Origin of the sequence: Bradyrhizobium sp. STM 3561 (assembly GCF_045571455.1) — a bacterium.
GTDB lineage: Bacteria > Pseudomonadota > Alphaproteobacteria > Rhizobiales > Xanthobacteraceae > Bradyrhizobium > Bradyrhizobium vignae.
In genome coordinates this window covers 2698004-2719442 of record NZ_CP120695.1, presented here as the reverse complement: position 1 = coordinate 2719442, position 21439 = coordinate 2698004, and the positions used below count along the sequence as shown (strand labels likewise).

Sequence of the window (21439 nt, the reverse complement as noted above, 5' to 3'; positions counted from 1 at the left end):
TGCGCGGGGCCGCCTAGTGTCGGTCATTTCGCCCCTGGACTCGCATCTTGCTCGAAAGGCAAAACACTATGCGCACCTCAACCGCCCTCCGCACCTCGCCCCAATCAACCGACCTGAGCGCTCTGCTCGCCCGTCGCGGGACTGACCTGATCCTGGCAATTGAAGACGGAAACGCCCTCGTCCGGTGTCACGTGAGCTCCGCGATCGCCGCCGCGATGCTGGCGCCGCTCAAAGGCAAGGCCGCCGGTCAATTCCGTGCCCTGCCGGGCAACCTGGTTGAGATCGATGCCGCGGTGACCTTGCCGATGGCGCTACGAATGATGGAAGCGAAGGCAGCAATGGAGAACACGCTGCATTGAGATCGATGGCGGCGGACTACACAAAACCCGCTCGACTGACCTAAAATCCGCGCTCGTGCTTCCCCGGTGCTTCCCCGTGGTAAGCGCGAGCGCAATCAGCATGGAAAGGAGAACAAATGTCGCCGCAGTTTCAGCGGGTTAGTTGGTCGGGGCAGCTGGATTCGAACCAACGACCTGCAGTACCCAAAACTGCCGCGCTACCAGGCTGCGCTATACCCCGAATGTCCGGCAAGCCCTGTCGATACACGCTTCCCAAGGCGCCAGCAAGCTTCCCAAGGCGCCAGCAAGCTTCCAAAGCCGCCCGCAAGGCCGGCAAGCGCCCGGGGCCTGCCCGCCTTATTTGCTGCCGAACAGAGGGTGGCCGACGCGATCACCAGGGCGGATGCCGTACTTTTGCGCCGTTCCCGCCACCACCTCCAGCACCGCCCGGGCGGGCCCCCGGGACGAGATGATTTTCGTCGACAACGGCTCGGTGTTCTCGGCGATGCGCAGGATGCGGCCGTCGGCGCGGATGAAGATCATGTCGAGCGAGACGTAGGTGTTCTTCATCCACATCGACACTTCCTGCTCGGGATTGAAGTCGAACAGCATGCCTTTGCCGTCGGCCAATTCCTTGCGATACATCAGGCCGGTCTGCTTCTCCTCCTCGGTCGTTGCCATTTCCACCGAGAACACCTGCACGCCGTTCTTGGTGACGATCTCGAGCGGCTGGAAGCTGGCGGCGCCGACAGGTGCGCTCGCGACGGCCAAGCCGGTGATGACGAGGATGGCGCCAAGCCAGCCCTTCGCAACGGACCAGACGGCCTTTCGATCAAAGTTCATGGGAGCTCTCAAGGCGTGGGACTTGGCCAGTCCTTACGCGGCGACCGCCGGAAAGGAAAGAGGCGCGCCGGCCAGCCGGCACGCCTCTGCTCACGATTGCGGGAACTGGAGCCTTTAGGGTCTGTACTCAATAGGGATTCCCGCTGAGGCGGAGTTGTGATTCAAGACCTCCGAGTCGAAGGGGGGCTTGATGGGGCAAAAGCTATATTGGCTGAGTGAGGCGGAGTGGAAGCGGATTGAACCGCTGTTGCCACGTGGGCGGCGCGGCGCCCATCGCGTGGATGACCGACGCGTGATCAGCGGGATCCTCCACATGCTGCGATCGGGCGCACGCTGGCGAGACTGCCCGGCAGATTACGGCCCCTACACGACCATCTATAACCGCTTCAATCGCTGGAGCCGCCAAGGCGTGTGGGGCAATATTTTCTACGCCTTGACTGGCTCAACCGGCCGGGTCGGGACAATGTCCATCGACGCGACCCACATCAAAGCCCACCGCTCGGCGGCGGGCGCAAAAGGGGGGACTTCCAGCAGGCGGTCGGCCGCTCGCGAGGCGGACGCACCACCAAAATCCACGCGCTGACCGAGGATTATGGACGTCCGATCGCCTTCGTGATCACGCCTGGCAACTGCCATGACCTCACGGCGGCGCGCGATCTGCTGCCTGCCGTCTCTCCTGCTCGACGATTGCTTGCTGACAGGGCCTATGACGCCAATAGCCTGCGTGAGTGGTTGGCCGAGCGCGGAACAAAGGCAGTAATTCCGCCCAACCCAACTCGCAAGCATCCGCACCGGTACGACGTGAAGGCCTACAAAGGACGCAATCTCATCGAACGCATGTTTTGCCGCCTCAAGGACTTCAGGCGGATTGCGACCCGCTACGACAAGCGAGCCGACAACTTCCTCTCGGCCATCCTCTTGGTCGCCGCCGTTACTTGGTGGATCAATTGAGTCCGGACCCTAGTGCGACTGCAATCCCGGCGATCCGGTTTCCGGGTGGATCTCGGCCGCCATCATGCCCTTGGAGCCGGGCCCGAAGCGCACCAGGACATACTGGCCCGGCCTGAGCTCGGTCATGCCGAAGCGGCGCAGCGTCTCCATGTGCACGAAGATGTCGGGCGTGCCCTCGCCGCAGGTCAGGAAGCCGAAGCCGCGCAGCCGGTTGAACCATTTGACCTGGGCCCGTTCCAGCCCGCTGGTCGGGGTCACCGTGACATGGGTGCGCGGCGGCAGCATTTGCGCCGGATGGATCGCGGTCGACTCGTCCATCGAGACGACGCGGAAGGCTTGGTAACCCTTCGCGCGCTGGATGCATTCGACGACGACACGGGCGCCTTCATAAGCCGTCTGGAAGCCGTCGCGCCTAAGCACGGTGACGTGCAGGAGGACGTCCGGCCAGCCATTGTCGGGAACGATGAAGCCATAGCCCTTGGAGGCGTCGAACCATTTGATGACGCCACGGACCTCGACGAGGTTGGCGCCGGTCTCACCAAGCCCGCTGAATGGACTGAGCGCGCCCTCGCGGCCGGCACCGCCGTGTTCGCCCGGCGTCATTCGCCCGGGCGAAGTGCCCTGTCCGGGAACTCCAAGCTTCTTGGACTCAAATCCGTCCGACGACCCCATAACCCCGGACCCCACACTGCCATGCTACCCGCCACATCGGCGGCGCTCGAATCACGCGTCTTGAGAGATTGTTCTCGGTTCGACGCGACGCGAATCTTCGACTCAAAAGATAACACTCCCGGTTGCGGCGCATAGACAAAAAAGAGATTCGCCGGAACCTATGAACAGCTTGCACAGCCGCGAATCAAACTGATGCCTCAATTGCCGACAAAGGGCCCGAGAGTCTCGCCGATGTCGTGGTGGATGACGAGGTCGGCGATGTCATCCTGATCCGTCGGCTCGCGATTGATGATCACGAGACGTGCACCTGCGCGCCTGGCCATCATCGGAAAGCCCGCGGCCGGCCAGACCACGAGCGAGGAACCGATCGCGATGAAGAGATCGCAGGCTTGCGACAGCGCGGTTGCTCGCTGCATCTCGTCATCCGGCATCATCTGGCCGAAGGAGATCGTGGCGGTCTTCACCGGCTCGTCGCACGTGGTGCAGTTGGGCGCCGCGCCATCGTCGTCGAAACGGCGCTTCACCCAATCGAGCTGATAGGCCTGCCCGCATCCGATGCAGCGCGCATAAGTGGTATTTCCGTGAAGTTCAATCACATGTTCGGGCGCAAAGCCCGAGGCCTGGTGCAGATTGTCGATGTTCTGGGTGATGACGGCAGGAATCTTGCCGGCGCGGTAGAGCGAGGCCAGCGCGCGATGGCCGCGGCCGGGCTTCGCCGCCGCGAAGACCTCCTCCATCGCGAAGCGCCGGCGCCAGGATTCGTCCCGCGCCTCTTGGCTCGCAACGAACTCGTCGAATGGGATCGGACGGTTACGCGTCCAAATTCCACCCGGCGAACGGAAGTCGGGAATGCCGCACTCGGTCGAGATGCCGGCGCCGGTGAACGGCACGATGGTTCTGGCCTCGGCGATCATGCCACCGAGGCGCTCGATGCCGCTCTGAAGATCCGATGCGATCAATCGCGCCTCCCGACTCGTTTTGCCTGACAGCAACATGCGCAAGCGGCAAGATCGTTGACTCTCTTATCAAGCGCGAACGCAATGCGCTCCGCAATTTTTCCCGGCCTACGCTTATCACAATCCTGCAATGCCTCCTCCCCATTGACGCCCCATTCAGGAGCGCCAATGGATGTGTTGACGCGACTCAACGTGATTGCGGCGGCAGCGCTTGAGTTCGGATGTGCACATACTCGGGTGTAGAGGGGATTTGACATGACCGAAGACGAAGAACGCAAGGTTCGTGAGCGCGACGAGATCGCCGCCCGTGTCGCCGCCTTCCGTGCCACGCAGGAAAAGTTCAAGCGCGAGCGCGAAGAATATTTCGTGTCGACACTGGAGAACGCCCGCAAGGTCGAGCGGCCATCGCTCTGGCCCTAGCATCATCGCGCAAGCAGGCGCGAAGGCGTACGAATGAAAAAAGCCCGGAGCATCGCTCCGGGCTTTTCGCTATTGGGGACTACCAATGCCGCCAGTGGTGGTGGCGGTAGTACGGTCCGCCATAATAGGCGTAGGGGCCAGGTCCGTAGTAATAGCTCGGGCCGTCATAGTAGGCGTAGCCGGGACCGTAATAGCCATAAGGGTGGGAGGCGGCGATCGCGCCCGCGGTGATCGCGCCGGCGGCAAGGCCGAACGCGAGGCCCGGGCCGATGCCGCGGCCACGCGCCTCAGCCGGTGCAGGCGCCGCGACGGCGGTCACGCCGACGGCCGCGATGGTGGCCAGAACTGCCAGTGTTTTCTTCATGATGTCCTCCTTCGCGTCTCGCGGGATAACCCCAGGCACCTGCCATGGTTGCGCGACCGGCAGAAACGACACGGTGGAAAAATCTCGATGCACCGGGAACGAAATCGCCGAATGCAGATTGATCCGTCAGGTGTGAGCCTTGGCCATCCGGGTAGAGGCATCAGCACGTAACCCCGTCAGCATCTCCGCGATGCTGGCGGGGTTTTCAGTCTCACGGGAGCAAATGGCAGCAGACCACCATTGCTGCCAGCGGGGTGGACGATCGAGGAGGAAGGTTTGCCCTTATCCGCTTTGCTGGCCCGTATTCGCAAATTGGTTCCCAGATCCGACGATGAGCATTACGACGAGATCGTCCGCAGCTTCGGTGTCGGCACGCTGCGCCCGCCGCCGACGCCGATGAGCGACCGCGAGCTGGCGCAGGCCATCGCCGAGTTCCTGAAGCAGCAGCCCTCGAGCGAATCCGTCGCGACCCTCGGCCGCCGGCTCGATCCCTCCTCTCCCGTCTGAGTTTCTTTGCGAGAGCAAGGAACCAGGATTGCGCGCAGACGTTGAGTTCCCTTACGCTGAGCGGAAAGTGGAAAGAGACCCCGAGATGCCCGCGTGGCTTGAGGTTTTGCTCAATCTGGTCGGCTATGCCGGCTTCGTGGCGCTCGCCTCGCGCGGCGCCGCCAGCCCGCAAGCGCCGGCCGACGATCGCAGCTACGGCGATGATGGCTAATTAGCGCGCGCCGTCTGGCCTGCCGTGCGCACCAGCCGGTCGGCCTTGATCGCAACGCGCGTGTCCTCCGCCTGCGGCCGCAGCGAGAAGCTGATCACCACGAAGGTAAGACAGAACAGCGTGCCGACGACGGCGACGCGCCGGTAGGTGTGCCGGTCGCCTTGAAAAAAGGACGGCTCCGAAAAAGGAATCATGGCAAAATTGCTTCTTGGCAAAGTCGTTTCTTGCTTGTCTTTGCCCGACACCTACCCCAACCCGCGCCAAGCGCAACGCGATTGGGCTTTTAACCTAACCGAATAGGGTTATCGGCATCGCTGCAAGTTATCGTTAGGCAGACCAGAGGCGCACCTCTGCCGCAAGGAGCGGTGAACGACCGGCCAGCTTTGTTCCAGCTTCGACTCCATTTCGTTCCCGAAGAACGAATCGGAATCACAGAAAACGGCGCGGAGCAGTTCTTAACGAATCCTCTTGCGACCTCGATCAGGCCGGCACACTTCCATGCGGCTCCTCCTTCACCACATTGCTTGCGGACAAAACAGCGGCGGGGACTGCGCCAGCATCACGCCATCTCGTTCCAATACGCGCGGTCGCATCGTCCCGACCTGGCGCGACTTGTTCTGCATCCGACTCCATTTCGTTCTCGAAGAACGAATCGGAGTCGCAAAAATCAGCGTGGAGCAGTTCCTAATGATTGATGAAAGCGCGGCTGTCTTGGACGGCAGGGCCCGTCGCAGGCAAACGCTACGGCGACAAGCAAGCGCGCCCCCTCAGAACGAGCCCGCGCCTGCGCATTGCCGCGTGTCGTTGCCGATGGATCAAGCCGCCCGCTTCGACTTGTCTTTCGAGAAGCATTCGAGGATCTGGATGCGGAGCTCTTCTGCGGCGGGCCCCTCGAGCTTCCTGAGCTCGTTCCACAGCCTGATCACTTCGCGCTGCTTTTCGACGGTCATGAGCACCCTCCCAATGGTCCACCAAGGCTGTCCACATTAGAACAAATAGAGAACAAAAAGTCCAGTCCTCGGGAGAGTTTTCGTGCTGAACCTTTTCGGCGCGGCAGGGACCTATGGAAGCTGGGGATTTCAGCGCCCAGTCACACGGCAGCGCCGCCTGACGAACATACTCCGTCGTTTCGGCGCTGTTGCTTTTTGGCATTTCAACTTTAAGTTACGCCCATGCTGACGGCCAGGCGCTGAAATCCCAACGCCGTCGGTGAGAAGAGCCTCGCGCGAAAGCGCGGGGTTTTTTCTTGCGATGATTTGGTAAGGGCGGATTGCGGCGACCGGAACGAGGTCTCGCCTTCTGCATTGACGGTCCGAAATCAGCGGGCCGGCAACCGCGCGACGCAGCCGTTCGGCGCGATTGAAGCTCGTTCGGCGCGACTGAAGCTTGCGCCGCGAGATACGCCATCGAGCCGCTGATGATCTGCGAGTTCTGCGAGAACGAAATCCCGGTCGGTCTTTCGCTCTGCCCGGCTTGCGGAAAGCCGCAGGGCGCGCCCGGACGGAGCGAGCGGCGCGCGCCGTGACTTGTCCTGATCGTCGTGGCGGTGTTCGGCATCGCCATCGCCGAGCACCACCTCTTCTTCAGCCCTTGATCATTGCGCCGTCGCAAGAAGTCCGGCGCGATGACATCGTCGGCGGCTCAGACCGCGTCCTTCGCCACCTTCAAGGGCGAGGCCTTGACCGATTTGCTCGCGGGCTTCGCCGCAAACTGCATCGGCTCCTTGGTGAAGGGATTGATGCCCATGCGGGCTTCGGTCGCCGGCTTGTTCACCACCGACATCTTCACGAAGCCGGGAATGACGAACTCGCCGGACTCGTTGAGCTCCTTGTAGCCGACGGTCGCCATGTACTCGATCACCGACTTCACGTCGTTCTTCGAAAGCTGCGTGCCCTCGGCAATTGCATCGATCAATTGGGTCTTCGTCATCTTCGCCATGTCTGAATTCCTCTGAATGGGGGCGCGCGCAATTCCTGCTGGGGACGCGGCCGAACCGCGGGGGCACGCTGCTGATTCATGCCAGAAGTCATGAAGTGATCGGGCTTAGAACCCATCGAGGCCGAAAACGCAAGCACGGTTCTCGGGGACGCCCGGCCCTGTGAATGATGCCGCCGGACACGCCCACCTTCTTTTTGAACCATTCAGCGGTTGACGCGTCTTATGTTTGAAGTCGCTGAACTTCACCCCACCAGAGAGCCCCGCTGTCCCCAGGCGGGGCTTTCGCTGTTCGAGAGTCCAGTTGATCCCACCCGCCGTGTCACCTCCGCGTGAAACCTGTGGCTCCGCAGGCATTGTTGACGCTTCAGTAACCTAACGCGGCCAAGCTCCCATCATGTTCGTTGCGTTGGAGTATCCCCAAGTGCTGGATTTTGACGAGCTGCGTGAACTCGCAGCTGATGTTCGTATTTTCGTCGACGTCGCCGAAGACAAGGCCGAAGCGCTCAGAGCCGTCATCGCGGCTTACGATGTCGTGCTGGCGATCTTCCCCACCGAGGAGGGCATGGGCCTCCACGTCATCAAGGGCAGCGAGATCCTGGACAGGATCGCGAAATCGCGGACGCATGCGATGTACAGCCACACGGCGATCGCGGTTCCCGATCTTGCACATGCAAGAGCGCTCAAGTTCCTGACGGCCCCTGTCGATCAGCGGATTGCGGCCTAAAGCATGATCCGGAAAAGTGCGAAGCGGTTTTCCGGAAAGATCATGCGTAAACAACAAGCTATAAAGCGCGATGACGATTCATCCAAATCTCGTCGCGCTTTAGTCTTCTGCAGCGCTTGCTTGTCGGCCACGCCGCTCCGCAGCAAAGCGGCGCGTGGTTCATTTCGCCCGACGGCAGAGGTGAACCGCGCATCTGCCGTCAGCGAAGCAGCGCGGGTAGTTCACCCCGATAGAGAACCCCGCCTCCTCAAGGGCGGGGTTTTCGCTTTTGCGCGCTGCATCAGTTCGCCCGGAATTTCAAGCCTCTCTTTGCCGTTGACCCGGTTCCCCTGCCGACGCACCCTCTCGAGGGGGCGGGGTTTGAGGAGGCATTATGCCGAAAACCCTTGTGGAATTCAGAGCGAAGAACCTTCGTTTACTTGAACAGCTTTGTCCCGACGACCCGCGATACATCCAAGCCTGGTTGAAGCAATTCGATGAGCAGAACGGGATCGCGCCCGAAGCTCGTCCGAAGTCCGGCAAAGCCCGACGGGCAGCTTCGCCGAAGAAGGCCGCTTCGCCCGGTCGGGCGAGGTCGGCGCCCTCCTCCTCGGCCTCGGCCCGCTGATCGGCGCAGCGACGTACGCGCCTCGGGCTTCGATCCGATGCACGAGCAACGATACGAGGGCATGGCCCTCACGGAATGTCCGCGGCCTTCCGCCTGTCGCCGATCGAAACCGGCTTGTTCAGGAAATATTCGCGGTTGCCCGTCGCGGCTTCGGCATACTGGTCGATGGCCACGATGATGGCCTGGACGTGGGCATAGCACCACCCTTCCCGCGTCGCCCGTCGGCGAACGTCTTCGAGCGCGGTCAGGAAGGGCGACAGGTCTCTCTCGTCATCGAACCATCGCCTGCTCACCATGTCCTCCCGCCGAGCACCCTGCCCTTGTTGTGATGCGGTTCCGCATCCTTCAGCGCGTCCCGCTGGCCGCAGAGACTTTCGACCTTCGCCTCCATCCGCGACAGCAGCGCTTCGGCCGAAGCCGTCCCGATGCCCGCCCGCTGCAGCTGGAGGATCTCCTTCCTCTGCCTGCCGATTTGGATGCGCATCCGTTCGATCTCCCGCCTGACAAAATCCAGGTCCGGCATGTTCAGCCTCACGATTTGAATATGGCCCAATGAGAACAAAAACGGAACGACAAGTCCAGTCCGACGTTCTACGGAAAAGCGGAGATTTGCGATGGCGGACAACACCCGGAAGGAACCGAAGGACTGGGTTTCCGGAGGCGACCCGATGACGGGAGCCCAGGAATCCTATCTCAAGACCCTCGCCGAGCAGGCGCACGTAAAGCCGCCCGAGCGCGAGCTGACCAAGGCCAAGGCCTCGGAGCTGATCGACAAGATGCGGCAAGAGGCCGGGCTGGACGAGTGACCCGCATGATTGCAGGGACCCGAGTCCGTGTGTATGCAAACGAAATTGGGAATCGAAAATGCCTTATTTCGTTTGCGCCCGCGACGGTGCCGGGCAGATTATTTTGAAACGGGATACCAGGGAAGCGGCCGAGAAGAAGGCCGCCGAGCTGCGCGACATGGGCTATTTCGAGGTCGAGATCGTCGCGAAGGGTGGCGAGAAGACGGCGTGAGGGACTGGACACGGTCAACAGGCGCTGACGCCGATCAGTCTCATCCTGACATCCCGATATTCGCGGTCTGGCGTGGTTCGCGCCGGGCTGAATTGCAACAACGAAGCAGCTTAGTCCTCTTCGGCGACACGCCTGCCTAGCTAGCGTCGTCTTGCATGTCCCTGGTCGCGAAGTGGCATCCAAACGCCAGCATGGCCAGGGTGAAGGACGAGCCGAGCAGAATTCGGAGAGTCAATTCCATCCCCTCGCTCACATACCTGACCTCGTGCCGGTGCGCGTAACGCTCGGGATGCGCTGCATCGGGCGCTTGAGGAGAGCTCGTCAAAGGCACAAGCCAGGCGACGGTGCCGCCAATCGCTGCAACCCTCGCAACCTTGCCTAACCTTTGAAGCCACCGCTTCATGCTTCCCTCAGCACCTTAATAACGTTGAGAATGACGAAAGCACCCAGACCGTAGATGAGCGCATTCACGAGCCACGACATGGCAATGCCGAGGAAGGTGGGTCCGCCGATCGCTCCCCAGAAGAAATATGCGGCGGTGATGCCAGGCCACTCCAGCGAAAGATAAGCGAAGTCGGTCAGCGGCTCGATGGCGAGGAGCAGCGCCGAAATGAGCGCCCCGACGGCCAGTGCGATGACGAGGTTCGTCTTCATGGAGGGCATCAGAGACCCAACAGCCCGGCGACAACAGGGATGAAGAAATAGGCGGCGATCCCGAGCAGGACGCCCACGACAAAGCGTGCAGCGCGGCCGTGAATCTTCGTATCGAGCCAGGCGCAAACGGCGACCGCAGCCTGCCTCAGCCAGCTACCGACGAGGCATCTGACGAGATCGAACAGGAGATCTGCGAAGAATGCGGCCATGGCGTTTAGTCGACCCCATCGCTGGCGGGGTTCAACTGCCGGCCGTTTGACCATGTCGGCCGGCAAACTTCGGGATGCGGCGTAAAGCGGGAATTGGGCGAGCCGGCAGTCGGATGGCGTCCGAAGGCGTGGCGACTGTCGGATACGGCGACACAGCCCCGAAATCGATAACCGCGAAGATCACCGCGGTCCTCGAGATCTGGGGTCAGTTGGTGGTCTGGAAAACATAAAAAGTCGCGCCGACAGCAAATGGGCGCGACTTTTTCGACGCCAGACTCGATCGGGAACGAGCTGTCGATTACTTCTCTTTGATGACGGTCGTGCCGCTGCTACTACCGACTGTCCCTTCCTCGCAGACTTTGGTCTGCTTGATGCGATCTTCGGCTTCCACGCGGCTCTTGAAAGCCATCGGACCGATCTGTGTTACGACCTCCTTGTCCGCCGGGCGTGTGGTGGTAACCGTGCATTGGCGGCTCGGACCTTGCACGACATAGTACTCATCGGCCAGTGCTGGGGCGGTGCATCCGATGATTAATGCGCCAGCAAGAAGTGGTGCCTTCATTGTCGCCTCTCTCTGTTCAAATGCTGCCGACCGACGCGATCAAGAGAGCTCCATCCTGTCGGCGGCTCTGTAACTCGTGCGGACTGCAAGAGTTCCGAAAGCCCCCTCCAGAGAACAAAGCCTGGAATGAGGCGAAGGTGCCGCAACGGCCAGTTGGTGGATGATGTGCTCAGGTTCTCATGGCCGCTGCATGGCCCGCGGGCTTTCCTTCCGGAAGCACAAACAAAAACGCCGCCCGGAAGGAGCGGCGAGTGCTAAAGCCTAGATAGTGAGCGGAACTCACTTCTTCATGGCGTCCGCTGCGTCTCTCGCCGCATCCTTAACGTCACCTGCGGCCTTGTGCACAGCGCCTTTCGCCTTGTCCGCCTTGCCTTCCGTTTGAAGGTCCTTGTCGCCGCTCAGCTTGCCGGCGCCTTCCTTAATGGTGCCCTTGGCCTTATCGGCGACACCTTTCACATGCTCGCGATCCATAACGCGCTCCTTCGATCTGGATGACGCCTAAACGCAGGAAAAGGATCAGGGTTCCTCGTACCGCCATTGACGAACAACTCGGCTAAGCAGCCAAATAAGACGTGTTTTCGCACTTCGACGCCATTTACCAGGAACCAGCCCGCCCGGCTTGGCGGCAACGAAGTTGAACGCATTACCGTCGCTTCGTTGCGTGGTCGGTGATGCAGAAGTCGCGGAGCGTTGCACATTTACAACCCGCACAGCCATTCGAGGTAGTAAGCTGCGCGATCAGAATGACTGAAACATATTTCGTGTTTACTTCGATCCGATCAGCGGGGGCGAAAAGTGTTTGATGTCTATCGCAATGGCAAGCGGGACTTGCTTGTTCTGAGCAACGGCTCTGCAATACCCGTCGTTTGCTCTCGGAGTAAGTGGCGCAAGAGCAGAATAAGAGTTGTCAAAGTCAGCGATGAAATCAAGTCAGCCGTTCAGCGACAGGGCTATTATGTTCGCAGCTTGCGGGTCACCAAGGAGCGGATGATCTAGCTTCGAGCAGGACGGCGGCTTCTCCAGTGCGCAACTCTACTGTTATTGTCCAGCTATTCCGCGTAACCGCAGGCGAACTGGCTTTGGGAGGTTAGGTCATCGTCGCGCGACCAACTGTGCCAATCCGGCCTCGCTCAGGCGCGTATTCGGCGAAGCTGCTGAGTCGTCCGTTAAGAAGCCGATTGCAGCGGTGAGCGGTCGCTGATGGCTGCGATGAGGGTGGCCAGGAAGAGGCACCAAAGAACCCTCAGCCAGGCGAGGATGCGGCGGAAGTTGTGACCGACGGCAGAGAGGATGACGTTGGCGGCATCGCCGGCGCGGCCTTTGAGGTAGCAGCGGCCGAGGTGACCATCGGCCTTCAGGTGTCCGATGACGGGTTCGATGGCGGAGCGGCGGCGCAGCTCGCGCTTGATGATACCGAAGACGCCGCGCTTCTGGCCGGAGATGAAGACACGGCGCGGGTTCTGCGCGTCATGGCCGCGGTATCCCTTGTCGACATAGGCCCGCTCGATCGGACAGCCGGTGAGTGTCTCGGTGCGGTCGATGACGTCCCGCAGGGTGTGACCGTCGTACGGGTTATCGGGTAGCGCCCTGGCGTGCAGCACGAACAGGCCGCCGGGAGCACGGCGGTTGTTGGTGACGATGGAGGCTTTGACACCGAACTCGTAAGGCGCGGCTGCTTTGCCCTTGCCGATGCACTCGACCTCCGGAGCATGGAAGGAATACAGCTTCCAGCCGCGCTGGCGCTGCTGCTGCGAGCGGATCTGCGCGGCCCGGCTGAGCGGCAGGGCGAAGGCGTTCTCGAGCACGGCCTGAGCTTCGATCTTGCGGCGGATATCGCGGATGATCCGGCCCAACCGGCTGCGCAGGATGCGCAACTGCCGCTGATGCCGTTTGAATTGCTTGGCATGGGCGTAGCGTCCCGCCATCATGGCCGCGGTCTTGGCGACGCGAAGATAGGACTGCCGCAGCTTGACCCCGTGCTTCCTCGCCAGGCGGTTGAGCCCCTTGATCGCCGCGTGCAGCAGCTTGGCATCGGTCGGGAAGGTGATCGCCTTCGGCTGCACCGTGGTATCGACTGTGACCCGCTTGAGGTCTTGGCCGCGTAACGCGCCGGCCTCGTGCGCCACCCGCAGGCTCTCGGCCAGCAGCAGTTCCAGCTTGTCGCCGAGCCGCTTGCGCCAGTGGCTCAGGTCCGAGCGCTCGTGCGGGAAGGCGTGCTGGAAGAACTCTTCGCCGGTGAAGTACTGGAAATATGGGTCGTGGACCCAGCGCTCGCAGACCCCCTCATCGGACAGGCCGTAAATGTGCTTGAGCAGCAGCAGCCCGATCACGAAGCGGGTCGCGATGCCGGGCCGGCCGTTCTCGCTGTAGAGCGGCGCGATCTCGCCGTCGATCCAGTCCCAATCGACCTTGCCAGCGAGCTGAACCAGCTCGTGCTTCATGTTGATGATCTGGTCCAGCCTGGCCCGGAACAGATCGCCCGATCCCGTCGTCCTGTGCTTCTTCGGTCGCATCGCCACCTCCGATGCGGCCACCGAATCATGTCTGGCGATTCGACGGAATCCTGAAAATGAAATTGCAAGGTTCCGATGCCCGAAGCATCAAAACCCTGCAATCCTAAAACACCCCGCAACCACAAATGCGATTCCAGCTCAATCGCTTAGCCGCTCTTCACGGATGACTGCTGAAAGGGCACGAGGCAACGGTTTTCGGGCTTCAGCTCCAGCCGCGGCAATTGCGGCATGGTCTTACTTCTTGAGAATGCCGACATCGGTGTTGCCCAAGTTGTCTATGGCGCGATGGGCGGCGGGCGTATCTACCGCGTTATCGTGCGAGGTTGGAGCCTGAGTAACCGAGGAAGCATCCACGTCGCCGCCAGTCGATGCATGGCTGAGCGCATTGCCGACGTTGGGACCGGAGGAGCCAGCAGTGCCGCTTATGGCATGCCCAGTCGATAGGGTGCCGCCCGCATAACCTGTGGAACTGGTGGCCGCAGTTCCGCCACTGCTCGATTCACCCGCACTCTGCGCCAAGGCGAGCGAAGAGCCGCCAACGAGTAAGATCAAGATAATGGCGATGTGGTTCACAGGGCGGTCCTTGACATGAACAACCGGCTCAATGAGTTGCACGTCCGATAGTTCCGTACGAGCTACCGCTCCCCCGGCCACACCGCTCCCCCGGCCACCATGTTGAAGGCGATACACGTTACCTCTCGACCTGACAGTATCCCCATCGATCACCTGGTTTCAGATGAACCTTTGCAGGTCAGACGAGATGTCGCCCAATCAGCCACACCCAAACCCTCGGCGTCCGGAACGCCCCCAAGATTCCCGACTCACCCAAGCCCGCACCGCAACAATCGTCGCGGTGCCAGCAGGTGACGTATCCTTGTGGGGTAAATAACAGTGAGACATGCACAGGTATGAGGTGCCAGTGAGAGGCCGCCTCGGCGGTCTCCTCATTTCAGCAGGTTTCCGTGGACGCCTGAAAGCGCTCGGCCGCCAGCTCGCGATTGCGCCACTCGGCCCGCGGCTGGCGCTCGGCCGCCAGCTGTAGACCGGCGACTGTCGTTGCGATCACGTCATCGATCTCCGAATTACGGTGACAGTGTTGGAAACTCGCCTAATTGCAGTTTGAGTTGAGTGCACTGTCGGCGTAATTGCCCGCGACGTCATCCAGCCTCTGCTTGCCCGAGAACACCGAGCACATTGCAGCCGGAACTGCGCCGATAAAGCCGAACCGCAAGGCCTCAAACACGCTGACATCGCGCATCAGGAGCCCCGCGCCAGCCGCAAGCGCGTACCCGGACAGCGCTGTCGGAAGAATGCGGGAGAGATGGTGCCGCCTGAGCAACCAGTCCACGAGCGCAGTTACAAGCGCCGGAACGATGCCGATCAGATATCCTCTCCAGATCATGCCCGGCATGACCTGCATGTCGGCAACCGAGGTGTCCTCGTAGAAAGAGAGTGCGCTCAGAATCAGCGTCAGTATCAGCGGGAATATCAGGACGAAAACAAGAAACCGTCTCATACGACCTCGCGGGACTCTCGGGACTCCGCGTCCGAATTGCGCCGCTCTCCGTTCATGGGCGTCAACGATCTCGGCGCCGGAGGCTCATCCCGCCCTGCCCTGCACCGCGATCAGAGCAGCCCACGATGTATCGTTTGAACCAAGTCACGGCGAATGAATCTCGTTTCCGGGCATTCGTCGCGGCGAATGCTGCGCTGGTTCACCGCGCTATCGAGTCGATAGTGTCGTGCTTCCGTTCAAAAACTCCGGCCATGTAGATGCAATAAGTGGAAAGGTATGCGTGCGGGGCGAAACGAAAGAATTCGCCGTTAGTAGTAGCGGCTTTGCCCATCAGCTTCGAGGTACATTGGCAGACAATCATTTTTGCGAGGCCTTTCTGCCCCTGCCGCTCCCCCTACTTTCCTGCTATCTCTCCTCCCGCCGTCCCGGCCCAAAGCAAAACCCTCCGTCAATCCAAGGGAGCAATAACCATGCGATACCTCCACACCATGCTGCGCGTGCGCAATCTCGATGTCGCGCTGAAGTTCTACCAGGATGCGCTGGGCTTGAAGGAGGTGCGGCGGATCGAGAACGAGAAGGGGCGGTTCACGCTGGTGTTCCTGTGCTCGGCGGACGATCTGGAGGCGCTGAAGCAGCAGCCGCCGACGCGTGGGGCGCCGCTGGTCGAGCTCACCTACAATTGGGACGAGGAGACGTACGGCGAGGATCGCTTCTTTGGCCATCTCGCCTATGAGGTCGACGACATCTACGCCACCTGCGAGAAGCTGATGAAGGCCGGCGTCACCATCAACCGTCCCCCGCGCGACGGCAACATGGCTTTCGTCCGGTCGCCGGACCTGCATTCGATCGAGCTGCTGCAGAAGGGCGAGCCGAAGGCGCCGCAGGAGCCGTGGGCATCGATGCCCAACACCGGCCACTGGTAAGCTTGCGCGCCGGAACAAGCGTTCGCGGCGGGCGTTCACCCTCCAGTGATGCGATTGGAGGAGGATGCGATGGCGAGAGGGCTGTTGCTGTGGCTGCTTGGCGTGCCGATCCCGGTGATCATTCTCTTGTGGCTGTTCTTCGGCCGCTGAGCGTCAGATCGAACTTTGCAATGAAAGCTCCGTCGCGTACGGAGCTTTTTGCATGAGGGACGCGCCGCAATCGCGCATCGCTCCGAGCGCCGAGTTCCGCTATCACCCGTAGCAAGGTGGATTTCGACACCGAACAATGCCGCGGGAGACGCTTCATGCCTGACACCAAGCTGACGATTTGGGGCCGCGCCAATTCGGTCAACGTGCAGAAGGTGCTGTGGTGCCTCACCGAGCTTGGCCTTGCTTACGAGCGGATCGATGCCGGCATGCAATACGGCAAGACCCGCGAGGCCGAGTATCTCGCGATGAACCCCAATGCGCGGATCCCGACGCTGGTCGAGGGCGACTTCATACTTTGGGAGTCCAATTCGATCATGCGCTATCTCTGCCTCGCGCATGGGCGCGGCACGCCGATCTATCCGGAGGCGCCGAAGCAGCGCGCCTCGGTCGACCGCTGGCTCGACTGGACGCTGTCGACGGTGCAGCCGGTCGACCGCCCGGTGTTCTGGGGCATCGTGCGCACGGCGCCCGCCGAGCGCGACATGATCCAGGTGCAGCGCGATGCCGATGCCGCGGCCGAGGTCTGGGCCATCGCCGACCGCCTGCTCGCCACCCGCCGCTTCGTCGAGGGCGAACAGTTCACCCTGGCGGACATCGCGATCGGGTCCTATGCGCGGCGCTGGCTCGGCGTCGAAGGCATCAGCCGGCCGGCGCAGCCGCACCTCACCCGCTGGTTCGCCGAGCTCGGCAAACGGCCCGGATTTGCGCAATTCGTCGCACCGCCGATGTCGTGAGCGCCGGCGCGGCGCAAGCTGCGACGATCGCGCGAGGAACCGTCGTCGGAGCAAGCCGCGCGACCGATCGGCCGCATCTTTCGACGATGGCATCATACCCCTGTTTTGCCCGACGCCTCAAGCTCGATTTCGCAAAATCATAATTCTGAAAACCATAAGCATTTGCCGTGGCTTGGCTACCGTGCATGGGGTTGTTTTCGCGGTTTTTGTTTTGGGGCCCCTAGCGCCAGCCGCGCTCGACCACAACCACGCAGATGATCAGCAACAGAGTCACCGCGGCGGTGGCGAGGCGCGCGGTCCAGCTGAGGCCGCGGCCGACCCACAGCAAAAGCGCGCAATACATCAGCACGGGGACGATGATGTCGAGCCGTATCAGATCCGCAGGCATGGCACATCAGCGCCGGATGGTGGTGTCGATGCTGATCGCGCCGCCAATCTTGACGCAGGTGCCGGTGCCCTCGACCAGGACGAAGCGCGGGCCGTAGGAGGCGCAGGATCCTGTCCTCGCCGTCCCGGCCGTGCCCGCGAGCGGCAGCGCCTTGCCGGTCTCCTTGCCCGCCTGCGGCCGCTCGGCAGGCGGCAGGCGCAAGCTCTCAGCCGCAGTCGCGGACGTGACCAGCAACGAGATCAGGATGAGGAGCGGCGTGCGCATCACCGCCTTGTAGCCCGGACCGGCGCTGCGCGCCATCGGCGTCCGCGTCCGTGATCAGATGAACTTGACGCCGGCCGACTTGCCGCGGCGCCACACCACCTGGCAGCTCCGCCCGGTGCGCGCGTCGCGTGCGAAGGCCATTCGGATCACGCCCGGAAGCTGGCTCGCGTCCTCGTCCAGTGTGATCTTGGCGCCCGTATCCGAAATGTCCTGGACCAGGCAATGCCGCGCGGCGAAGCCGCCGTCGAGCGTGATCCAGGCGTGCCGCGACAGCAGCTTGCGGGCTGCGCGCTTCTTCGGCGGTGGCATTGGCGAAAAATCTCCCCTGTCCAGCGCTACGCAGGGAACCCTAACAAACCGTTGAAATCGCCTCCGGATGATCCCGGAGCCGGCGCCGTCCACCGGAGCCAAAAGTCCGTTCCCGAATGGCTTGCCCGGGAGCGCAAAGGCCACTATACGTTCGCCCGCTGCAAGCCGCCGGGCACTGCTCGGCCGGCCAGCGGCCGTGCCGCGGAAAGCGGCGGGGCCCTGCGTTTGCTCCCTTCGTCTATCGGTCAGGACGCCACCCTTTCACGGTGGAGAGAGCGGTTCGATTCCGCTAGGGAGCGCCAAATCTGCCGCCGCTCCTCATCGCCGAAACACCTGAGTTGGAAAGCTGCTTCGAGTAGGCACGGACCTCGCCTGCGACTATTCGACCTCTGCGATCACGCGGTGGCTCAGTGGCGCCTGGGGTTAACCGGAAATTTACCCCTGCTCATGCACGCTGGTATCATTTGCTTAGAGTTTGGCCGCTACCGTGGGAATACGGAAATCCCCCAAAACCCCGGTTTGCGTTCATGTCCGTCGCAGAGTTCCTCAGACAGCGAGCAGTGGACCTTGCGGTGAGCGGCAGCTATTCGCTGCCCCGCTGGTACGATTGCGAAGGCAAGCTCCGCAGCTTCGCCTGCCGCACCAAGCGTGTCTCGCCTTTCCGGATGATCGTGGACGTGCCTGTCGTCGGCAAGGTCGGCGAACGCGTGACCTCCTACTTCCAGGATTTCGGCGAACTCCAGTGCACCATCAGCGCGACGTTGAAGGCGGGCTTCCTGATGGAGCTCGAGATGACGCGGACGCGGCGCGCCTGGATGTCGGAGAAGCTGACCTGGCTCGAGAAGAAGCAAAAGGATGCCAGCGTTCGCGAGCTGCGGCGTGACGCGCGTTTCGTTCCGCAGGTCTCGCACACCGTCCTCACTCTCGCCGACGGCAGCAGTCACCCGTGCTTCATCATCGACGTCTCGACGGCCGGCGTCGCGGTGTCCTCAGAGTACGATCCGCCGCTCGGAACCGCGCTCGCGGTCGGCGCCTGCGTCGGGCGGGTGATCCGCAAGTTCGACCACGGCTTTGCGGTCAAATTCGCCGAAAAGCAGAACCGGGACGACCTCAACCGCCTGATCGTCCGCACGCACTTGCTGAAGTCGGCCTGACCTCGCCGCCCTATAGCGGCCCCAATGCCGGATCAGCCTTTGCGCGTCCGTGCCGCGGGCCGGACGTCATTTTGCAGACTTGCGATCGGGGGACCGAATGGCAGTCGACAAGATCACAGTTGATAAGATCAAAGTTGGTAAGATCACCTGGGACAGGGTCGGCCGGGTGACCGAGCCCGGACGCTACATGTACACGTTCGGCTGGCTCACCATCACGGCCGGCGATCTCGAGATCTGGAAGCGATACCCACAGGCCGCGTTCACGCTGCTGGCGCAGCATTCCGAATCACATGAGTCGGCCGGCGAGGAGTTCCATCTCGGCGCCTTCGACGTCGCCCCCGACGCGCCGACGATCACCACGCACTGAGCCGGAAAAGGGCGGGCCATCACTGGGCCACTACCGCCGGCGCATGCCCCGCGGTGCTGCCGTCAGGACAAGTGCGCCGGGAAGCGAAGAAACCCACGCACTTCCTTGATCTGGCTTGCCGAATCCCGATCCCATGTCGGGCGCATTGTTGTTGCGATGGATGACGAGCATTCTTTGTCATGCAATTGATTGCGCTTCTATTCTTGGTCCGGGCGTCGATGAACGGAAGCTGTCGCGCGCGCTAAGCGCACCGCCAGCAGGCGCATGACACATGGTCGCATCGTTGAACGTAGATAAGCGGAACAAGGGAACCTATCTTCGGCGCCGATGTACCTGATTGAAGCGCTCCCCACTGTCCTTGGAACTGCCGCCGTCGCCCCGGCGCTGCTAATGCTGTGGCTTGTCATTGCCGCCGAAGAGCGCCCCGGACCGCCGACCCAGGTCTGGACCGCGTTCTTGTTAGGTGCGGCCAGCATTTCGCTGCTGGGTCTCGCCCGCGCCCCCTTCGCCAAAATGGTCGCCGCCCCCGACGACCCCTGGGCGGCGCTGGCCATGCATTCGATCTTCGGCGTCGCGCTGCCTGAGGAGGCCGTCAAGGTGATCGCCATCGTGCTGGTCTCCTCGACCAAGCGGCGGACTTTTGCCAATCCGATGGACACCGTGGTCTATGGCGCCGCGGTAGGCCTCGGCTTCGCCGCCTATGAGAACCTCGCTTATCTGGTCCAGCACGCGGAGATGTGGCGCTCGCTGGCCGCTCTGCGCAGCGTGCTGACTGTGCCATTCCACGGCGCGCTCGGCATCATTGCGGGCGCTTACCTGACGATCGCGCGCGCCGGCACGGCACTGGGCGCCAACCGCCACCATCGCGATTGGGCCCGTTTTTCCAGCCGGCTGTTGATCTTCGCCGGCCCGCTCGCGCTGCATTCGGCCTTCGATTTCCCGCTACTGACCCTGCAAAGAATGCCCGACCTGGATCCGACGCTTCGCATGTGGCTGGGCGCGGCGAGCCTCCTGATCGGCTTCAGCTCGATTGCCTTCGCCATCCGCCTGGTCCGGCGCGTCGCGCGCCATCATGCGCCGCGGACTGATGTGGCACGCGAACGGCTCAGCCAGTTGCGGCGGATGTGGGCGCTGCTGCTTGCCGGCGGCGGCATCGGCTTTGTCGGGCTCGCCTTCGTGCTGACCTCGATCCACCACTGGCTGATCAACCCCGAACGCAACCTGACGCTGGCGCTGATCCCGATTGGTTTCGTCTCGATCCTGCTCGGCCTCGCGCTTCTGATTGTCACAACGGCGATCTACATTCTCGGCCGCAACCGCATTCGCACGAGTGGTGAAGGTTTTTCCTCAATGCAGGGCGGTGGCTGAGGCGCGGGATGGCAAGCGCGGTGCACACCTACTAGATTGGACCGCATGGAACGGCTTTCGAGATCGAGGCCATCATGACATCGCCTGAGGAATTTTCACGGCTGCAATCCGCGATGAGCCAGGCGGTCGAGGCGCATTGGAAGGCCTTCCTGTTCGAAGGCATCCTCCTTGTGGTTCTCGGCGTCGCCGCATTGATCCTTCCGCCGCTCGCGAGTCTTGCGACCACGATCTTCCTCGGCTGGATGTTCCTGATCAGCGGTATCGGCGGACTGATCGCGACCTATTGGGCGCGCAGCACGCCAGGCTTCTGGTGGTCGCTGATCTCGGCCGCGTTGGCCGTGCTCACCGGTATGTTGCTGCTGGCCCGGCCGATGCAGGCCGTGCTGACGCTGACCATCGTGCTCGGCGCCTATTTCCTCGCCGAGGGCGTTGCCACTATCATGTACGCACTGGAGCACCGCCGCGAGCTGAGCAGCCGCTGGTCATGGCTCCTGATCTCGGGCCTCATCGACATCGCGATCTCGTTCATGGTGATCACGGGACTGCCGAGCTCGGCAGAATGGGCGATCGGCGTGCTCGTCGGTATCAACCTGCTGTTCGGTGGCGCCACCCTGACCGGCATGGCGCTGGCGGCGCGCAAGAGCAACACCTGAGACGCATCATCGCCTCCCGCGCATTTTTTTGGGGGTGACAATCCGCCAGCGGCACGCTATATGGCCT

Annotated in this window: 36 protein-coding genes and 2 tRNA genes; 17 read left to right on the top strand and 21 right to left on the bottom strand. The window is 62.1% G+C overall.

The genetic code is table 11. The features are described from left to right. Window positions 1-68: 68 nt before the first annotated feature. Window positions 69-359, top strand: a complete 291-nt coding sequence (locus P6U28_RS12685) for a hypothetical protein (protein WP_407122348.1) — start codon at window positions 69-71, stop codon at window positions 357-359. 143 nt (window positions 360-502) lie between these two features. On the opposite strand, the gene P6U28_RS12680 is transcribed toward P6U28_RS12685, so the two are convergent. After that, window positions 503-579: transfer RNA gene (locus tag P6U28_RS12680), tRNA-Pro, on the bottom strand. Window positions 580-695: 116 nt separating this feature from the next. Then, window positions 696-1181: a DUF192 domain-containing protein gene (locus P6U28_RS12675; protein ID WP_122403333.1), complete on the bottom strand. Its 486-nt coding sequence runs from the start codon at window positions 1179-1181 to the stop codon at window positions 696-698. A gap of 190 nt (window positions 1182-1371) precedes the next feature. On the opposite strand from P6U28_RS12675, the gene P6U28_RS12670 reads away from it, so the two are divergent. Beyond that, window positions 1372-2132, top strand: a protein-coding gene (locus P6U28_RS12670; protein WP_407120425.1) for an IS5 family transposase whose coding sequence is annotated in 2 segments (ribosomal slippage) — window positions 1372-1708 and window positions 1708-2132 — 762 coding nt in all. Because the reading frame shifts where the segments join, the coding sequence is not laid out codon by codon here. A 9-nt stretch (window positions 2133-2141) separates the two neighbouring features. Here P6U28_RS12670 and P6U28_RS12665 read toward each other — a convergent pair. Then, entirely contained in the window at window positions 2142-2735 is a 594-nt protein-coding gene (locus tag P6U28_RS12665) for a cold-shock protein (protein ID WP_376707259.1), read from the bottom strand. A gap of 266 nt (window positions 2736-3001) precedes the next feature. Then, a complete protein-coding gene (locus P6U28_RS12660; RefSeq protein ID WP_164937197.1) occupies window positions 3002-3763 on the bottom strand; it encodes an NAD-dependent protein deacetylase in 762 nt (253 codons plus the stop codon). A gap of 252 nt (window positions 3764-4015) precedes the next feature. On the opposite strand from P6U28_RS12660, the gene P6U28_RS12655 reads away from it, so the two are divergent. Further along, window positions 4016-4180: a hypothetical protein gene (locus P6U28_RS12655; protein WP_164937196.1), complete on the top strand. Its 165-nt coding sequence runs from the start codon at window positions 4016-4018 to the stop codon at window positions 4178-4180. A gap of 79 nt (window positions 4181-4259) precedes the next feature. Here P6U28_RS12655 and P6U28_RS12650 read toward each other — a convergent pair whose 3' ends face one another. Then, window positions 4260-4544: a hypothetical protein gene (locus tag P6U28_RS12650; RefSeq protein ID WP_122406684.1), complete on the bottom strand. Its 285-nt coding sequence runs from the start codon at window positions 4542-4544 to the stop codon at window positions 4260-4262. A gap of 312 nt (window positions 4545-4856) precedes the next feature. Between P6U28_RS12650 and P6U28_RS12645 the strand changes: the two genes are divergently transcribed. Beyond that, window positions 4857-5051 carry a hypothetical protein gene (locus tag P6U28_RS12645; protein ID WP_244607656.1) on the top strand — a complete coding sequence of 65 codons (195 nt, stop codon included), beginning with the start codon at window positions 4857-4859 and terminating at the stop codon, window positions 5049-5051. An 85-nt stretch (window positions 5052-5136) separates the two neighbouring features. Then, window positions 5137-5262 carry a hypothetical protein gene (locus P6U28_RS12640; RefSeq protein WP_283809886.1) on the top strand — a complete coding sequence of 42 codons (126 nt, stop codon included), beginning with the start codon at window positions 5137-5139 and terminating at the stop codon, window positions 5260-5262. On the opposite strand, the gene P6U28_RS12635 is transcribed toward P6U28_RS12640, so the two are convergent. The 4 genes from P6U28_RS12635 to P6U28_RS12620 all read right to left on the bottom strand — a co-directional run bounded on the left by P6U28_RS12635 (window position 5259) and on the right by P6U28_RS12620 (window position 7200). After that, window positions 5259-5456 (bottom strand): hypothetical protein, encoded by a 198-nt coding sequence (locus P6U28_RS12635; RefSeq protein ID WP_122403335.1) that lies wholly within the window; start codon window positions 5454-5456, stop codon window positions 5259-5261. The genes P6U28_RS12640 and P6U28_RS12635 overlap by 4 nt on opposite strands. A gap of 621 nt (window positions 5457-6077) precedes the next feature. Next, window positions 6078-6212, bottom strand: coding sequence for a hypothetical protein (locus P6U28_RS12630; RefSeq protein ID WP_283810521.1), 135 nt, complete (start codon window positions 6210-6212; stop codon window positions 6078-6080). A gap of 368 nt (window positions 6213-6580) precedes the next feature. Then, window positions 6581-6838: a hypothetical protein gene (locus P6U28_RS12625; RefSeq protein WP_122403336.1), complete on the bottom strand. Its 258-nt coding sequence runs from the start codon at window positions 6836-6838 to the stop codon at window positions 6581-6583. A gap of 65 nt (window positions 6839-6903) precedes the next feature. Next, the gene (locus P6U28_RS12620; protein ID WP_008558895.1) at window positions 6904-7200 is read right to left on the bottom strand and encodes an HU family DNA-binding protein; all 297 of its coding nucleotides are present in this window, start codon (window positions 7198-7200) and stop codon (window positions 6904-6906) included. Between the two features lie 421 nt (window positions 7201-7621). On the opposite strand from P6U28_RS12620, the gene P6U28_RS12615 reads away from it, so the two are divergent. Beyond that, entirely contained in the window at window positions 7622-7924 is a 303-nt protein-coding gene (locus P6U28_RS12615) for a hypothetical protein (protein WP_122403337.1), read from the top strand. A 675-nt stretch (window positions 7925-8599) separates the two neighbouring features. On the opposite strand, the gene P6U28_RS12610 is transcribed toward P6U28_RS12615, so the two are convergent. Together P6U28_RS12610 and P6U28_RS12605 are read right to left on the bottom strand one after the other, a co-directional pair. Further along, the gene (locus P6U28_RS12610) at window positions 8600-8827 is read right to left on the bottom strand and encodes a hypothetical protein (protein WP_122403338.1); all 228 of its coding nucleotides are present in this window, start codon (window positions 8825-8827) and stop codon (window positions 8600-8602) included. Further along, window positions 8821-9015, bottom strand: coding sequence for a hypothetical protein (locus tag P6U28_RS12605; protein WP_407122346.1), 195 nt, complete (start codon window positions 9013-9015; stop codon window positions 8821-8823). The genes P6U28_RS12610 and P6U28_RS12605 overlap by 7 nt, the downstream gene beginning before the upstream one ends. A gap of 130 nt (window positions 9016-9145) precedes the next feature. Here P6U28_RS12605 and P6U28_RS12600 point away from each other — a divergent pair, with 130 nt between their 5' ends. Together P6U28_RS12600 and P6U28_RS12595 are read left to right on the top strand one after the other, a co-directional pair. Continuing rightward, the gene (locus P6U28_RS12600; RefSeq protein ID WP_122403340.1) at window positions 9146-9337 is read left to right on the top strand and encodes a DUF3072 domain-containing protein; all 192 of its coding nucleotides are present in this window, start codon (window positions 9146-9148) and stop codon (window positions 9335-9337) included. Window positions 9338-9395: 58 nt separating this feature from the next. Next, the gene (locus tag P6U28_RS12595) at window positions 9396-9548 is read left to right on the top strand and encodes a hypothetical protein (RefSeq protein ID WP_160118828.1); all 153 of its coding nucleotides are present in this window, start codon (window positions 9396-9398) and stop codon (window positions 9546-9548) included. 399 nt (window positions 9549-9947) lie between these two features. Here P6U28_RS12595 and P6U28_RS12590 read toward each other — a convergent pair whose 3' ends face one another. The 4 genes from P6U28_RS12590 to P6U28_RS12575 all read right to left on the bottom strand — a co-directional run bounded on the left by P6U28_RS12590 (window position 9948) and on the right by P6U28_RS12575 (window position 11444). Next, window positions 9948-10211: a hypothetical protein gene (locus P6U28_RS12590; protein ID WP_122403342.1), complete on the bottom strand. Its 264-nt coding sequence runs from the start codon at window positions 10209-10211 to the stop codon at window positions 9948-9950. Beyond that, a complete protein-coding gene (locus tag P6U28_RS12585) occupies window positions 10211-10411 on the bottom strand; it encodes a hypothetical protein (RefSeq protein ID WP_122403343.1) in 201 nt (66 codons plus the stop codon). Before P6U28_RS12585 ends, P6U28_RS12590 begins: the two co-directional genes overlap by 1 nt. A 298-nt stretch (window positions 10412-10709) precedes the next feature. Then, window positions 10710-10973 (bottom strand): hypothetical protein, encoded by a 264-nt coding sequence (locus tag P6U28_RS12580; RefSeq protein ID WP_162500288.1) that lies wholly within the window; start codon window positions 10971-10973, stop codon window positions 10710-10712. Window positions 10974-11252: 279 nt separating this feature from the next. Then, window positions 11253-11444, bottom strand: a complete 192-nt coding sequence (locus P6U28_RS12575) for a CsbD family protein (protein WP_122403344.1) — start codon at window positions 11442-11444, stop codon at window positions 11253-11255. Window positions 11445-11768: 324 nt separating this feature from the next. On the opposite strand from P6U28_RS12575, the gene P6U28_RS12570 reads away from it, so the two are divergent. Further along, a complete protein-coding gene (locus P6U28_RS12570; protein WP_122403345.1) occupies window positions 11769-11969 on the top strand; it encodes a hypothetical protein in 201 nt (66 codons plus the stop codon). A gap of 170 nt (window positions 11970-12139) precedes the next feature. Here the strand turns inward: P6U28_RS12570 and P6U28_RS12565 are convergent, their stop codons facing one another. Together P6U28_RS12565 and P6U28_RS12560 are read right to left on the bottom strand one after the other, a co-directional pair. Continuing rightward, window positions 12140-13486 (bottom strand): IS5 family transposase, encoded by a 1347-nt coding sequence (locus P6U28_RS12565; RefSeq protein WP_407122344.1) that lies wholly within the window; start codon window positions 13484-13486, stop codon window positions 12140-12142. 234 nt (window positions 13487-13720) lie between these two features. Continuing rightward, the gene (locus P6U28_RS12560; protein ID WP_129145701.1) at window positions 13721-14101 is read right to left on the bottom strand and encodes a hypothetical protein; all 381 of its coding nucleotides are present in this window, start codon (window positions 14099-14101) and stop codon (window positions 13721-13723) included. 304 nt (window positions 14102-14405) lie between these two features. Here P6U28_RS12560 and P6U28_RS12555 point away from each other — a divergent pair, with 304 nt between their 5' ends. Further along, the gene (locus P6U28_RS12555) at window positions 14406-14528 is read left to right on the top strand and encodes a hypothetical protein (RefSeq protein WP_283809888.1); all 123 of its coding nucleotides are present in this window, start codon (window positions 14406-14408) and stop codon (window positions 14526-14528) included. 66 nt (window positions 14529-14594) lie between these two features. On the opposite strand, the gene P6U28_RS12550 is transcribed toward P6U28_RS12555, so the two are convergent. Beyond that, the gene (locus P6U28_RS12550; RefSeq protein ID WP_122403347.1) at window positions 14595-15002 is read right to left on the bottom strand and encodes a hypothetical protein; all 408 of its coding nucleotides are present in this window, start codon (window positions 15000-15002) and stop codon (window positions 14595-14597) included. A gap of 470 nt (window positions 15003-15472) precedes the next feature. Here P6U28_RS12550 and P6U28_RS12545 point away from each other — a divergent pair, with 470 nt between their 5' ends. Both P6U28_RS12545 and P6U28_RS12540 read left to right on the top strand, forming a co-directional pair. Further along, entirely contained in the window at window positions 15473-15925 is a 453-nt protein-coding gene (locus P6U28_RS12545) for a VOC family protein (protein ID WP_122403348.1), read from the top strand. 305 nt (window positions 15926-16230) lie between these two features. Next, window positions 16231-16869, top strand: a complete 639-nt coding sequence (locus P6U28_RS12540; protein ID WP_122403349.1) for a glutathione S-transferase family protein — start codon at window positions 16231-16233, stop codon at window positions 16867-16869. A gap of 220 nt (window positions 16870-17089) precedes the next feature. Here the strand turns inward: P6U28_RS12540 and P6U28_RS12535 are convergent, their stop codons facing one another. The 3 genes from P6U28_RS12535 to P6U28_RS12525 are packed head-to-tail and all read right to left on the bottom strand — an operon-like array spanning window position 17090 to window position 17830. Further along, window positions 17090-17257 carry a hypothetical protein gene (locus tag P6U28_RS12535; RefSeq protein ID WP_122403350.1) on the bottom strand — a complete coding sequence of 56 codons (168 nt, stop codon included), beginning with the start codon at window positions 17255-17257 and terminating at the stop codon, window positions 17090-17092. 6 nt (window positions 17258-17263) lie between these two features. Next, window positions 17264-17521, bottom strand: a complete 258-nt coding sequence (locus P6U28_RS12530; RefSeq protein ID WP_122406686.1) for a hypothetical protein — start codon at window positions 17519-17521, stop codon at window positions 17264-17266. A 54-nt stretch (window positions 17522-17575) separates the two neighbouring features. Continuing rightward, the gene (locus P6U28_RS12525; RefSeq protein ID WP_122403351.1) at window positions 17576-17830 is read right to left on the bottom strand and encodes a PilZ domain-containing protein; all 255 of its coding nucleotides are present in this window, start codon (window positions 17828-17830) and stop codon (window positions 17576-17578) included. Between the two features lie 227 nt (window positions 17831-18057). Between P6U28_RS12525 and P6U28_RS12520 the strand changes: the two genes are divergently transcribed. From P6U28_RS12520 to P6U28_RS12500, 5 genes are all read left to right on the top strand, one after another. Beyond that, a tRNA-Glu gene (locus tag P6U28_RS12520) sits at window positions 18058-18132 on the top strand. 225 nt (window positions 18133-18357) lie between these two features. Beyond that, on the top strand, window positions 18358-18984 hold the full coding sequence (locus tag P6U28_RS12515; protein ID WP_122403352.1) for a PilZ domain-containing protein: 627 nt from the start codon (window positions 18358-18360) through the stop codon (window positions 18982-18984). 97 nt (window positions 18985-19081) lie between these two features. Then, window positions 19082-19351 carry a hypothetical protein gene (locus P6U28_RS12510; protein ID WP_162500289.1) on the top strand — a complete coding sequence of 90 codons (270 nt, stop codon included), beginning with the start codon at window positions 19082-19084 and terminating at the stop codon, window positions 19349-19351. Between the two features lie 327 nt (window positions 19352-19678). Further along, window positions 19679-20719 carry a PrsW family glutamic-type intramembrane protease gene (locus P6U28_RS12505; RefSeq protein WP_122403353.1) on the top strand — a complete coding sequence of 347 codons (1041 nt, stop codon included), beginning with the start codon at window positions 19679-19681 and terminating at the stop codon, window positions 20717-20719. A 74-nt stretch (window positions 20720-20793) separates the two neighbouring features. Beyond that, window positions 20794-21372: an HdeD family acid-resistance protein gene (locus tag P6U28_RS12500; protein ID WP_122403354.1), complete on the top strand. Its 579-nt coding sequence runs from the start codon at window positions 20794-20796 to the stop codon at window positions 21370-21372. Window positions 21373-21439 lie beyond the last annotated feature (67 nt).